Origin of the sequence: Streptomyces ruber (assembly GCF_014648075.1) — a bacterium.
GTDB lineage: Bacteria > Actinomycetota > Actinomycetes > Streptomycetales > Streptomycetaceae > Streptomyces > Streptomyces ruber.
In genome coordinates this window covers 39,853-51,648 of sequence record NZ_BMQK01000009.1, presented here as the reverse complement: position 1 = coordinate 51,648, position 11,796 = coordinate 39,853, and the positions used below count along the sequence as shown (strand labels likewise).

The 11,796-nt window shown below is 71.5% G+C and carries 10 protein-coding genes and 1 riboswitch; of the genes, 3 read left to right on the top strand and 7 right to left on the bottom strand.

Going from position 1 to position 11,796, the window contains the following annotated elements; translation table 11 throughout:
• Window positions 1-50 precede the first annotated feature (50 nt).
• Window positions 51-1,469: an SLC13 family permease gene (locus tag IEZ04_RS19970; protein WP_189218280.1), complete on the top strand. Its 1,419-nt coding sequence runs from the start codon at window positions 51-53 to the stop codon at window positions 1,467-1,469.
• 32 nt (window positions 1,470-1,501) lie between these two features.
• Window positions 1,502-2,746: a glycerate kinase gene (locus tag IEZ04_RS19965; protein WP_189218279.1), complete on the top strand. Its 1,245-nt coding sequence runs from the start codon at window positions 1,502-1,504 to the stop codon at window positions 2,744-2,746.
• Here the strand turns inward: IEZ04_RS19965 and IEZ04_RS19960 are convergent.
• From IEZ04_RS19960 to ctaE, 6 genes are all read right to left on the bottom strand, one after another.
• The gene (locus tag IEZ04_RS19960) at window positions 2,701-4,068 is read right to left on the bottom strand and encodes an aminotransferase class V-fold PLP-dependent enzyme (protein WP_189218278.1); all 1,368 of its coding nucleotides are present in this window, start codon (window positions 4,066-4,068) and stop codon (window positions 2,701-2,703) included. The two genes, IEZ04_RS19965 and IEZ04_RS19960, sit on opposite strands and share 46 nt — an antisense overlap.
• A 161-nt stretch (window positions 4,069-4,229) precedes the next feature.
• A riboswitch (SAM riboswitch) is annotated at window positions 4,230-4,346 on the bottom strand.
• 77 nt (window positions 4,347-4,423) lie between these two features.
• On the bottom strand, window positions 4,424-5,488 hold the full coding sequence (gene trpD, locus IEZ04_RS19955; protein ID WP_189218277.1) for an anthranilate phosphoribosyltransferase: 1,065 nt from the start codon (window positions 5,486-5,488) through the stop codon (window positions 4,424-4,426).
• 126 nt (window positions 5,489-5,614) lie between these two features.
• The gene (qcrB, locus tag IEZ04_RS19950; protein WP_189218276.1) at window positions 5,615-7,258 is read right to left on the bottom strand and encodes a cytochrome bc1 complex cytochrome b subunit; all 1,644 of its coding nucleotides are present in this window, start codon (window positions 7,256-7,258) and stop codon (window positions 5,615-5,617) included.
• Entirely contained in the window at window positions 7,255-8,313 is a 1,059-nt protein-coding gene (gene qcrA / locus IEZ04_RS19945; protein WP_189218275.1) for a cytochrome bc1 complex Rieske iron-sulfur subunit, read from the bottom strand. Before qcrA ends, qcrB begins: the two co-directional genes overlap by 4 nt.
• Window positions 8,310-9,119: a cytochrome bc1 complex diheme cytochrome c subunit gene (gene qcrC / locus IEZ04_RS19940; RefSeq protein ID WP_189218274.1), complete on the bottom strand. Its 810-nt coding sequence runs from the start codon at window positions 9,117-9,119 to the stop codon at window positions 8,310-8,312. The genes qcrA and qcrC overlap by 4 nt, the downstream gene beginning before the upstream one ends.
• A gap of 92 nt (window positions 9,120-9,211) precedes the next feature.
• Window positions 9,212-9,832, bottom strand: a complete 621-nt coding sequence (gene ctaE / locus IEZ04_RS19935; RefSeq protein ID WP_189218273.1) for an aa3-type cytochrome oxidase subunit III — start codon at window positions 9,830-9,832, stop codon at window positions 9,212-9,214.
• Between the two features lie 205 nt (window positions 9,833-10,037).
• On the opposite strand from ctaE, the gene IEZ04_RS19930 reads away from it, so the two are divergent.
• Window positions 10,038-10,439 carry a response regulator gene (locus IEZ04_RS19930; protein ID WP_189218272.1) on the top strand — a complete coding sequence of 134 codons (402 nt, stop codon included), beginning with the start codon at window positions 10,038-10,040 and terminating at the stop codon, window positions 10,437-10,439.
• 5 nt (window positions 10,440-10,444) lie between these two features.
• Here IEZ04_RS19930 and IEZ04_RS19925 read toward each other — a convergent pair whose 3' ends face one another.
• The gene (locus tag IEZ04_RS19925; protein WP_189218271.1) at window positions 10,445-11,701 is read right to left on the bottom strand and encodes a L,D-transpeptidase; all 1,257 of its coding nucleotides are present in this window, start codon (window positions 11,699-11,701) and stop codon (window positions 10,445-10,447) included.
• Between the last annotated feature and the right edge of the window lie 95 nt (window positions 11,702-11,796).

The following is an 11,796-nucleotide window of genomic DNA, read 5'->3' as shown; positions in this document are numbered from 1 at the left end:
TTCATCCACGGCTCATCGACGGCTCACCGCCCCGATGAACCCTGGATGACGTGACCCTGAACCTGCGTTCCGCCCTCACCCTCTGCGCGGCCCTGTCCCTGTGCGCGCTGCTCGCCGTGCCCGGGAACTTCCCCGGGCTCGGCGCGGACGCCCGGCTCACGCTCGCCGTCTTCGCCCTGGCGACGTGTGCCTGGATCGGCACGCCGATCGACGACACGTACATCGCGCTCGGTGCCGGGCTGGCCCTGACGGTGACCGGGGTGATCAGCAGCGACACGCTGTTCGGCACCCTGGGCGACTCGACCGTGTGGCTGCTGATCTGCGCCTTCGTACTGGCGGCGGCGGTGACCCGGACGGGGCTCGCGGGGCGCGTGGCGGTGTTCCTGGTCGGCGGGGCGCGCACGGTGCGGCAGCTGACGCACCTGACGACGGCCGCGCTGGTGGTGACGGCGTTCGCGGTGCCCGCCACCTCGGGGCGGGCCGCCCTCGCGCTGCCGGTGTTCCTGGCCCTCGCCAAGGCCCTCGCCGACCGGAGACGACTGGTCGTGATGCTGGCGCTGCTGTTTCCGACCGTCATCCTCCTGTCGGCGGTGGCGACCCTGATCGGTGCGGGCGCGCATCTGATCACGGTGTCGGTGCTGTGGGAGGCGACCGGGACCCGGATCGGCTTCACGGAGTGGCTGCTGCTGGGGCTGCCGCTGGCCGTCGTCAGCTCCCACCTCGCCGCCGAGGCCGTACTGCTGACGACCACGCGGCGCGCGGACCGCGAGGGCCCGGTGCACATCACGCCCGAGCAGATCCAGGAGCACAGCGACCGCCCGGTCACCGGCGCCTGGTCGCAGGCGGAGACGCGGTGCGCGGCGCTGCTCGGCACGGTCGTGCTGCTGTGGTGCAGCGAGCCGCTGCACCAGGTGTCCCCCGCGGTGGTCGCGCTGATCGGCGCGGTCGTGGCGTCCTCTCCCGCCCTCGGCACCGTACGGCTGAAGGACGCGCTGAAGACCGTCCCCTGGTCGCTGCTGCTGTTCATGGCGGCGACGATGGCGATGGGCGTCGCGCTCGCCGACTCCGGCGCTGCGAAGTGGCTGGTGGGCGGGCTGCCCACGGGCGGTGTCCCCCCGGCGCTGTTCCTGACCGTCGTGATCGTCGTCAGCACGGCGGCCCACCTGGTGCTCCAGTCCCGTTCGGCGCGCTCCTCGGTGCTGGTCCCGCTGGTGGTCGCGGCCGCCGTGGGCGCCGGGGTCAACCCGGTCGCGGCCGCCCTCGCGTCCACCGCCGCCGCGGGCTTCTGCCACACCCTGCCGGCCTCCGCGAAGCCCGTCACGCTCTTCGCCGAGATCCCCGGCACCCCCACCTACACCCCGCGTGACCTGCTGCGGCTGTCCGCCGTCCTGGCGCCGCTCACGGCCGCCCTGGTCCTGCTCTTCGCCGTCGCGGTGTGGCCGCCGCTCGGCGTGCCCGTCGTCCGCTGACCCTCTGTTCGTCCTCCGTTGGGAGCCCGCCCATGTCGCACCCCAAGCTCACCCGTATCGCCGTCGCCCCCAGCGGGTTCAAGGAGTCCCTGTCCGCCCGGGCCGCCGCCGACGCCATCGCCGCCGGTGTCCGCCGGGTCGTGCCCGACGCCCGCGTCGACCTGATCCCGCTGGTGGACGGCGGCGAGGGCACGGCCGCCGCGCTGGCCGCCGCGACCGGGGGCCGGCTGGTCGCGCTCCCCGCCACGGGACCGGTAGGAGAACCCCTGGGCACCCACTTCGCGCTGCTCGGCGGCTCGAAGGACACCGCCGTGGTGGAGATGGCCGCGGTCGCGGGGCTCTCCCTCGTCCCGCGCGGCCTGCGCGACCCCGGTGCCACCACCACGTACGGCGTCGGCGAGCTGATCCGCGCCGCGCTCGGCACGGGCGTACGGCGGATCCTCGTCGGCTGCGGCGACTCGGGCACGTCCGACGGGGGCGCCGGCGCGCTGCAGGCCCTGGGTGCCCGGCTGCTGGACGCGGACGGCCGTGAACTGCCGCCGGGCGGCCGGGAGCTGGCCCGGCTGCACCGCGTCGACCCGTCCGGACTCGACCCCCGCCTCGCGGACGTCGAACTGCTCGTCGCCTGCAACCCGTACAACGTGCTGTGCGGCGAGCGCGGTGTCGCCCGGGTCTTCGGCCCGCAGAAGGGCGCGACGCCCGCGCAGGTGGAGGAGCTGTCGGCGGCCCTGGAGAACTGGGCGCGCGTCCTCACCCGCGACCTCCGCGTCACCGGCACCGATCTGCACCACGGCCCCGGCACCGGCGCCTCCGGCGGTCTGGGCGCGGGCCTCGCGGCGCTGGGCGCCCGCCTCCTCCCCCGCTTCGACGTGCTCCTGGACCACCTCGACCTGGACGCCCGGCTGGCCCGCGCCGACCTGGTCCTCACCGCCGAGGGCGCCCTGGACCACCAGACGCCCCGCGGCAAGGTCCCGGCCGAGGTGGCCCGCCGCGCCAAACTGTACGGACGGCCGGTGCTGGCCCTCGCGGGCACCCTGGGCGAGGGCGCCCACGACGTGCCCGGCGTGGACGCCTGCCACGGCATCCTGCCCGCCCCGATGGCCCTGGCGGAGGCCCTGCTCCGGGCCTCGGAGCTGCTCACCGACGCCACCGAGCGTGCCCTGCGGATGATCCTGCTGGGCGCCCGGCTACCGGCGCCCGCCGCGGCCCCGTTGCCCGCCCCGGCGACGGCTCACGCGGCGGTGTCGGGCACGCAGCGCCCGTTCTCCGTCCGGTAACCCCACTTCGCCCCGTCCCGCACGAGCTCGGCGACCGCGGCCGTGAACCGCTCCACGTGCTCGTCGGGCGTGCCCGCGCCGAAGCTGACCCGGATGGCGTTGAGTGACTTCTCGCCGGGCGCGGCCTCGGGCGCACCGCACTCCCCCTGCGCCTCCGGGCCGGTGCCGAGCAGCGTGCGCACCAGCGGGTGGGCGCAGAACAGACCGTCGCGTACGCCGATGCCGTACTCGGCGGAGAGCGCGGCGGCGAAGTGCGAGCTGTTCCAGCCCTCGACGACGAAGGAGAGGACGCCCACGCGCGGGGCGTCGTCACCGAAGAGCGACAGGACCCGCACCCCGGGGACCCCGGCAAGACCCGTGCGCACCTTCTCGATCAGGTGCCGCTCCCGGGCGACGAGACGGTCGAAGCCCTCCTCGGTGAGCGCCTTGCAGGCGGAGGCGACGGCGTGGGCGCCGATGACGTTCGGGGAGCCGGCCTCGTGGCGGGCGGCGCCGTCGTGCCACTCGACGTCCACGCCGCCGTCCGCGCGGCGGGAGACCGTGCGGGAGGCGCCGCCGCCCGCGAGGTAGGGCTCGGCCTCCCGCAGCCAGTCGGCGCGGCCGGCGAGGACCCCGGAGCCGAAGGGCGCGTACAGCTTGTGCCCGGAGAACGCCACCCAGTCGACGTCCAGGTCGCGCACGGACACCGGGTGGTGCGGAGCGAGCTGCGCGGCGTCCAGCACGATGCGCGCGCCGTGCGCGTGCGCGGCGGCGGCCAGCTCGCGCACCGGCCACAGCTCTCCGGTGACGTTGGAGGCGCCGGTGACGCACACCAGCGCGGGGCCCTGGGGATCGCGGGTGGCGAGGGCACCCTCCAGGGTGGCCACGGCCTCGTCCGGCGTGCGCGGGGCGTCCAGGTACGTCACCCGGGCGTCCCGCCAGGGCAGCAGCGAGGCGTGGTGCTCGGTCTCGAAGACGAACACCTGGCAGCCGGCGGGCAGCGCGGCGGCCAGCAGGTTCAGCGAGTCGGTGGTGGAGCGCGTGAAGACCAGCTCGTCGTCGGCCCGGCAGTCCAGGAACGCGGCGACCGTCGCCCGGGCGCTCTCGAACAGGTCGGTGGAGAGCTGCGAGAGGTAGCCGGCACCGCGGTGGACGCTGCCGTAGTACGGGGCGTACGCGGCGACGTCGTCCCACACCCGCTGCAGGGCCGGGGCGCTGGCGGCGTAGTCGAGCGCGGCGTAGGTGACCTCGCCGCCGGTGACCAGCGGGACGGTGACATCCCGGCCCAGAACGGGCAGCGGGGTACAAACGGCCGGGTCGGTGGCAGCGGTGGGGACAGACATGGCGAACTCCGGTGAGTGGCAGGCGAGATCACCGTGCGGACGGTGCGTCGACGACACGGGTGAAGGTGACAGAGGGGGTGCGGAGGCGGGGCTCTACGCCCTATCGCATTCGCTTGCTCACGGAAGGCTCCTCGACGACCAGGACCCCTGGTGACGCGAGGGGTCCGCGCTTGCCGCAGACCTCGCTGCCTACGGCCTGGTCCTCACCCGGGGCACCCCGCCACGGACGGAGGGTTGCCGGACAGCCGGCCGGGGCCTCATGGCTGTCGCTCATGACCTGGTACCGGAACGTACGCGAGATGATCGTCGTCCCGCAACCCGTGTCCGGATCGCGGGACGACATCGAGGGGGCACGCTACGCGTTGCTGGCGGCCACCCAGCGCTCCAGGGTCCGCTTCGCCGCGCCGGAGTCGAGGGACTCCGCGGCCCGGTCCATGCCCGCGCGGATCTGCTCCACCAGCGTGCCGCTGCCCGGCTCCAGGGCCACCAGGGCCGCCGCCGAGTTGAGCAGCACGGCGTCCCGTACGGGACCGGTCTCGCCGTCCAGCAGACGGAGCGCCACATCGGCGTTGTACGACGCGTCCGCGCCCCGCAGCGCCTGGACCGGTACGAGGTCGAGGCCCACGTCCCGCGGGTCGAAGGACTCCTCCGTCACCTTGCCGTCGCGCACCACCCAGACCCGGGACGTGGCCGTGGTGGTCAGCTCGTCCAGGCCGTCGTCGCCGCGGAAGACCAGGGAGGAGTGGCCGCGTTCGGCGAACACCCCCGCGATGATCGGCGCCATCCGCGGGTCGGCGACGCCCACCGCCTGCGCCTGGACCTGCGCCGGGTTGGACAGCGGGCCGAGGAAGTTGAACACCGTGCGAATGCCGAGCTGGCCGCGGGCGGCGGCCACGTGGCGCAGCGCCGGGTGGAACTTCACCGCGAAGCAGAAGGTGATCCCGGCCTCCTCGGCGACCTGCGCGACCCGCCGGGGGGTGAGGTTCAGATTGACGCCGAGCTTCTCCAGGACGTCCGAGGCCCCGGAGGCCGACGAGGCGGCCCGGTTGCCGTGCTTGACCACCTTGGCACCGGTGCCGGCGACGACGATCGACGACATGGTGGAGATGTTGACCGTCCTGGCGCCGTCACCGCCGGTGCCGACGATGTCCACCGTTCTCCCCGGCACCTGGATGACGTTGGCGTGCTCGTACATCGCCCGTACGCAGCCGGAGATCTCCTCGACGGTCTCGCCCTTGGCGCGCAGGGCCACCGCGAACCCGGCGATCTGCGCGTCCGTCGCCTCGCCGCGCATGATCAGGTCCATCGCCCAGGCGGTGTCGTCCGCGCTCAGGTCACGGCCGTCCATCAGCCCGTTCAGCACGGCGGGCCAGGAGCGGCCCGCCGCGGTGTCGCCTCCAGCGGGGGTCACAGCGCTCATCAGCCGCTCCTGGGTCGTGTCTTCTCCGGTACGTCGACGCCCCCACCCTATCCAGCCCGGGGCACGGCGAAGGGCCCCGTCCGTACACCGGACGGGGCCCCTGCCGTGGCGTGGCTGACGCAGTGATCAGTGGTGACCGTGGCCGCTCGTGATCTCCTTGTACTCCTCGACGGTCGGCTTGGCGATCTGGCTGTCCTCGCCGTAGTACCGCTTGCTCAGCTTGACGCGGAGCTTCTCGACGGGCGACACCTTGCGCTCGACGCCGTTCTCGTCGGTCGCGGGACCGATCTCGGCCGGCCGGTACTGCTCGTGCGCGGTGAGCGTGTACAGCTGCTCCTGGCTGAGCGGCTCGTGCACCTCGATGAACTCACCGTGCGGCAGGCGCTTGATGATGCCGGTCTCACGGCCGTGCAGCACCTTCTCGCGGTCCCGGCGCTGCAGGCCGAGGCAGATCCGCTTGGTGATGACGAACGCGACGACCGGGACGGCGAAGAACCCGATGCGGACGAACCAGGTGACCGCGTTGATCGACATGTGGAAGTGGGTGGCGATGAGGTCGTTGCCACCGCCGATCAGGCCCACCATGTACCAGCTCACCCAGGCGACACCGAAGGCGGTGCGGGTCGGCGCGTTGCGCGGGCGGTCCAGGATGTGGTGCTCGCGCTTGTCGCCGGTGATCCAGGACTCGATGAACGGGTAGAGGGCGATGATCGCCAGCACCAGGCCGAAGAGGACCAGCGGGATGAACACGCCCAGGACGAGCGTGTGACCCCAGAAGTTGATCTCCCAGCCGGGCATCGCGCGGACGAGGCCCTCGGCGAAGCCCATGTACCAGTCCGGCTGGGCGTTCGTGGACACCTGGTCGGGCCGGTACGGGCCGAGCGCCCAGATCGGGTTGATCGTGGCGATCGCCGCGATGGCCGCGATGACACCGAAGACCAGGAAGAAGAAGCCTCCGGCCTTGGCCATGTAGACCGGCAGCAGCGGCATGCCGACGACGTTGTTGTTGGTCTTGCCGGGACCCGCGTACTGCGTGTGCTTGTGGTAGAAGACCAGGATCAGGTGCGCCACCATCAGGCCGAGCATGATGCCCGGCAGCAGCAGGATGTGGATCGAGTAGAAGCGGGCCACGAAGTCGTCGCCCGGGAACTCGCCGCCGAACAGGAACATCGAGATGTACGTGCCGACGATCGGCACGGACAGGATCGCGCCCTGCGTGAAGCGGACACCGGTGCCGGAGAGCAGGTCGTCCGGGAGCGAGTAACCGGTGAAACCGGTGAACATGCCCAGGGCGAACAGCAGGAAGCCGAACAGCCAGTTGATCTCACGCGGCTTGCGGAACGCGCCGGTGAAGAAGACGCGCATCATGTGCACGAACATGCCGGCCAGGAAGATCAGCGCGGCCCAGTGGTGGATCTGCCGGATGAGCAGACCGCCCCGCACCTCGAAGCTGATGTCCAGCGTCGACTTGAAGGCCTCGCTCATCAGCTGGCCCTGCAGCGGCTCGTAGACGCCGTGGTACTCCACCTCGTTCATCGACGGGTGGAAGAACAGCGTCAGGTACACACCCGTGAGGATGATGATGATGAAGCTGTACATGCAGATCTCGCCCAGCATGAACGACCAGTGGTCGGGGAAGATCTTGCGCATGTTGGCCTTGGCCAGGGAGTAGATCCCGAGGCGGCCGTCGGCCCAGTCGGCGACGCGCTCGCCGGCCGGTGCCTTCCCGCGGGAGCGCGGGTCGGCGGCGGTGGTGTTCGTAGTGCTCATCCGCGCTCCCAGAAGGCAGGACCGACGGGCTCCTCGAAGTCGCCGAGCGCCTCGAGGTAACCCTCGTCGTTCACGCCGATGCGCAGCTGCGGCAGGGCGTGACCGGCCGGGCCGAAGATGACTCGGGCGCCGTCGGAGAGGTCGAAGGTGGACTGGTGGCAGGGGCAGAGGACGTGGTGCGTCTGCTGCTCGTACAGGGAGATCGGGCAACCGACGTGGGTGCAGATCTTCGAGTACGCGACGATGCCCTCGTGGGACCACTCGAGCTCGCGCTTGTCCTTGATGTCGTTCGGGTGGAGCCGAACGATCATCAGGGCCGCCTTGGCGATCTCGTTCATGTAGCCGTGCTCGTGCTTGTCCAGACCCTCCGGCTGAGCGAAGGTGAGCGAGCCGACGGCGATGTCCGAGGGGCGCATCGGCTCGTTCGTGTTCTGGTTGATGAGCAGCTCGCCCTTTTTCCACGCCGTGTGGCGCAGCTTGGTCCCCGGCGCCGGGCCGAGGCCGCCGAGCAGGAAGACGCCGGAGAGCGGCACCAGGGCCAGCGCGCCGAACATCGTGTTGCGGATCAGCGAGCGGCGGCCGAGCTGCGACTCCTTGGCACCCGCCCGGAAGTCGGCCATGACCTTGGCCTTGACCTCGGGCGACGCCTCGATCGGGTGACGCTCGTCGGCGACCTCCACGTCCGACATCAGCGTGCGGGCCCAGTGGACCGCGCCGGCGCCGATGCAGAACAGGGCGACGCCGAGCGTGCCGCCCAGCGCGAGGTTCAGGGCGCTGATGTGGCCGAGCGTCCAGACGTAGACGATCTTGTCGACCGGGATCGTCAGGTACGCGACGATGAAGCCGACGGTGGCCAGCATCGAGAGCGTGAACAGCAGGGCTACCGTGCGCTCGGAGCGCTTGGCGGCCCGCTCGTCGATGTCCTGGATGCGGTGCTCGTGAGGCGGCAGGCCCGGGTCGGCGAACGGGTTCTTCTCGTCCGCCACGTCCACGGCGCCGTGCGCCTGGCCCTGCGCTGCGGGCAGGTTCTCTTCTGGAATGTCTTGGCTACTCATGACTTCTTGGCCTTTGCGGTCCGAGCGGCGACCCAGACGGCGACGGCGATCAGCGCGCCGAGACCGAAGACCCAGGCGAACAGGCCCTCGGCGACCGGACCGAAGCCGCCCAGCTCCATACCGCCGTGGCTCACGGTGTCATCGCTGTTGACCGCGTCGAGGTACGCGATGATGTCCTTCTTGTTCTTCTCCGACAGCGTCGTGTCGGGGAAGGACGGCATGTTCTGCGGGCCGGTCTGCATGGCCTCGTAGATGTGCTTCGGGTCGACGTCTTCGAGAGTCGGCGCGTACTTGCCCTTGGTCAGCGCACCGCCCTTGCCGGTGAAGTTGTGGCACTGCGCGCAGTTGGTGCGGAACAGCTCACCGCCGGCGGCGCTGTCGGCGCCCGCCGGGTCGTACTGCTCCTTGGTCGGAATCTCCGGACCGGCGCCCAGCGAGGCGACGTAGGCCGCGAGCTGGTCGATCTGGGCCTGCGTGTAGATGACCTTCTTGCGCGGGATCTGAGCGCCCGGCTGCTGGGCCGGCATGCGCCCGGTGCCCACCTGGAAGTCCACGGACGCGGCACCCACGCCCACGAGGCTCGGCCCGTCGGAGGTGCCCTGACCACCGGTGCCGTGGCAGCTGGCGCAGCCGACGGCGTAGAGCTTCTGGCCCTCTTCGATGGCCAGGGACTGGGCGGTGTCGTCGGCCTGCGCCTTTTCCGCGGGCGCGAAAACGGCGTACAGCCCCCCGGTGGCCGCCAGCGCGATGAGTAGGACGACGATCGCCGCCAGCGGATGGCGTCGTCGTGCGGAGAGCTTTTTCACGGATTACCCCGGTGTCAGGATCTTCTGCGTCGATGCTTCTGGTAGTGGATCGGTCCGTCGCGGCCTCGAGCGCACCGCCGACGGCGCCCGATTTACTTGATGATGTAGATCGTGGCGAAGAGGCCGATCCACACGACATCGACGAAGTGCCAGTAGTAGGACACGACGATGGCGGCGGTCGCCTGCTCGTGGGTGAACCTGCGGGCCGCGTAGGTGCGTCCCAGGACCAGCAGGAAGGCGATGAGACCACCCGTCACGTGCAGGCCGTGGAAGCCGGTGGTCAGGTAGAACACCGAGCCGTACGGGTCGGACGAGAGCGACAGGCCCTCGTGCTTGACCAGCTCCGTGTACTCGAAGATCTGACCGCCGATGAAGATCGCACCCATGATGAAGGTCACGACGAACCACATCCGGAGCTTCTTCACGTCCCCGCGCTCGGCGGCGAAGACGCCGAGCTGGCAGGTGAGCGAGGAGAGCACCAGGATCGTGGTGTTCGTCAGCGAGAACGGGAGGTTCAGGCTGTCGGCCTTCTCGCTCCAGAACTCCGGACCGGTCACCGATCGCAGGGTGAAGTACATCGCGAAGAGGGCCGCGAAGAACATCAGCTCGGAACTCAACCAGATGATGGTTCCGACACTGGTGAGGTTCGGTCGATTGACCGACGGGTGCGCGTGCCCGGTATCTACTGTCGTTGCTGTCGCCACGACCGACATTATGTCGGTCGCTTATCCCGCCCTCACTCCGGGGGGTGCCGTTCGGAGTGTCCGAGCCGCCTGCGCTGCCCGTTCGGCCCATCGAAGCCGTGTCGGAACCGGTGCTGACGGGGTGTTCGGAGGGGTAGCATCCGCGCATCGGTCCTGTTGCCGTTCCCGTAAGTCCCGTAGTCCGTACGTACGACGCCGACGTCCCGGAGGAAGCATGCAGCCGACCGCAACGGTGCTGGTCTACAGCGACGACTCGGGTACCCGTGAGCAGGTGCGGCTCGCGGCCGGGCGCAGGCCCGCCCCGGACGTCCCCGCCGTCGAGTTCGTCGAGTGCGCCACGCCGGCCGCCGTCGTGCGCGAGCTGGACAAGGGCGGTGTCGACGTCTGCGTCCTGGACGGCGAGGCCGTGCCCATGGGCGGCATGGGGGTGTGCCGTCAGATCAAGAACGAGATCTTCGCGTGCCCGCCGGTGCTGCTGCTGATCGGCCGCCCGCAGGACGCCTGGCTCGCCACGTGGAGCCTCGCGGACGCGGCGGTGACGCTGCCGGTGGAGCCGGTGGAGTTCGCGGACGCGCTCGCCGGCCTGCTGCGGCGCAGGGCCGCTGTGAGCGCCTGAGGGCCTCACGCGGACTGGGGGCGCAGTCTGGCACGGTCGTCCGGGCGGGGTGCGTCGGCGTCCGGCGCCAGGGCGCTGCCGGCGCGCCACCGCCGCCAGTCGAGGTTCCAGTCGCCGAAGCCGTTGCCGAAGGGCGTCATCGTCTCGCCGCCGGAGTTGACGACCTGGACGATGTCGCCCTCGCGCACGGTGTCGAAGAACCACTCGGCGTCGGAGGTGCTCATGCCGGTGCAGCCGTGGCTGACGTTGGCGCTGCCCTGGGAGCCCTGCGACCAGGGGGCCGCGTGCAGGTACTCGCCGCTCCAGGTCACCCGGGCGGCGTAGTACACGGGCAGGTCGTAGGAGTCGGAGCTGTCGCGCGGTATGCCGATGCTCTCCCCGCGCATCCGGACGAAGTACTCCTTGCCGAGGACCACCTTGACGCCGTTGCGGGTCTCGTAGCCGGGTTTGCCGGTGGTGACCGGGATCTCGTTGATCACCTCGCCGTCGCGGTAGACGGTCAGGCGGTGCGCGGCGGCGTCCGTGACGGCGATCAGCCGCTCGCCCGTGGTGAGCTTCAGCGGCTTGGCGCGGCCGCCGCGGAGGCGGTCGCCGATCCGCATGCCCTCCAGGTTGCTGCGGACGCGGATCGTGGCGTGCGTGGGCCAGTACTCCTCGGGGCGGTAGTGCAGCTCCTTGTCGTCCACCCAGTGCCAGGCGCCCTCCACGGCGGGCGTCGCGTCGACCTTCAGGGCGCGTTCGACGACGGCCCGGGCGGCCCTGGTCCGGACGGGGGCGCTGAGTTCGGCGACGACGGGCTGGCCGACGCCGTACCGGCCCGCCTTCGGGCCGAAGGTGACGTCCAGCCGGCCGGTGGTCCTCGGCCGTCCGGTGCGGAAGGTGCGCACCTCGTGCCCGCGCCGGCCGTCCTCGTCCTCGGTGCTCACCCGGACGGTGTAGCGGGCGTCGGCGGCGAGCGGGGAGGTGCTGTGCCAGCGGCCGCCGTCGGCCGCGAGTTCGCCCGCGACGTACCGTCCCGCCCCGTCCACGGCCGTGACGTCCGTGAGACGGCCGTCGCCGTCGGCGGTGATGTCCAGGGGCTTGTCCGGGTCGGCCCGTCCGCCGTCGCCGGTGGGGGTGCGGAACGAGACGTGGTCCGCCGCGTCGTACGGCGTGGCCGCGAGCGGATGGCCGTCGGCGCCACAGGCGGTGACGGCCGTCCCCAGGGCGGCCAGCAGCGCGGTGGTACCGACGACCGTGCGGTGACGCGGAGTGCGCTTCATGGCCTCACCGTAGGAAGGGCCGTCCGGCCGGGCGCGGCGGATGGCCCGTCCGGGGGAACGGGATGCGCCACAGGAGTGCAAAGGAGGGAGCCCGG

What these genes read in the sequence shown, in the direction of transcription:
- IEZ04_RS19965 (WP_189218279.1), top strand. Translation starts at nt 1,502, where the DNA reads ATGTCGCACCCCAAGCTCACCCGTATCGCCGTCGCCCCCAGCGGGTTC.
- IEZ04_RS19960 (WP_189218278.1), bottom strand. Translation starts at nt 4,068, where the DNA reads ATGTCTGTCCCCACCGCTGCCACCGACCCGGCCGTTTGTACCCCGCTG.
- trpD (WP_189218277.1), bottom strand. Translation starts at nt 5,488, where the DNA reads ATGAGCGCTGTGACCCCCGCTGGAGGCGACACCGCGGCGGGCCGCTCC.
- qcrB (WP_189218276.1), bottom strand. Translation starts at nt 7,258, where the DNA reads ATGAGCACTACGAACACCACCGCCGCCGACCCGCGCTCCCGCGGGAAG.
- qcrA (WP_189218275.1), bottom strand. Translation starts at nt 8,313, where the DNA reads ATGAGTAGCCAAGACATTCCAGAAGAGAACCTGCCCGCAGCGCAGGGC.
- ctaE (WP_189218273.1), bottom strand. Translation starts at nt 9,832, where the DNA reads ATGTCGGTCGTGGCGACAGCAACGACAGTAGATACCGGGCACGCGCAC.
- IEZ04_RS19930 (WP_189218272.1), top strand. Translation starts at nt 10,038, where the DNA reads ATGCAGCCGACCGCAACGGTGCTGGTCTACAGCGACGACTCGGGTACC.
- IEZ04_RS19925 (WP_189218271.1), bottom strand. Translation starts at nt 11,701, where the DNA reads ATGAAGCGCACTCCGCGTCACCGCACGGTCGTCGGTACCACCGCGCTG.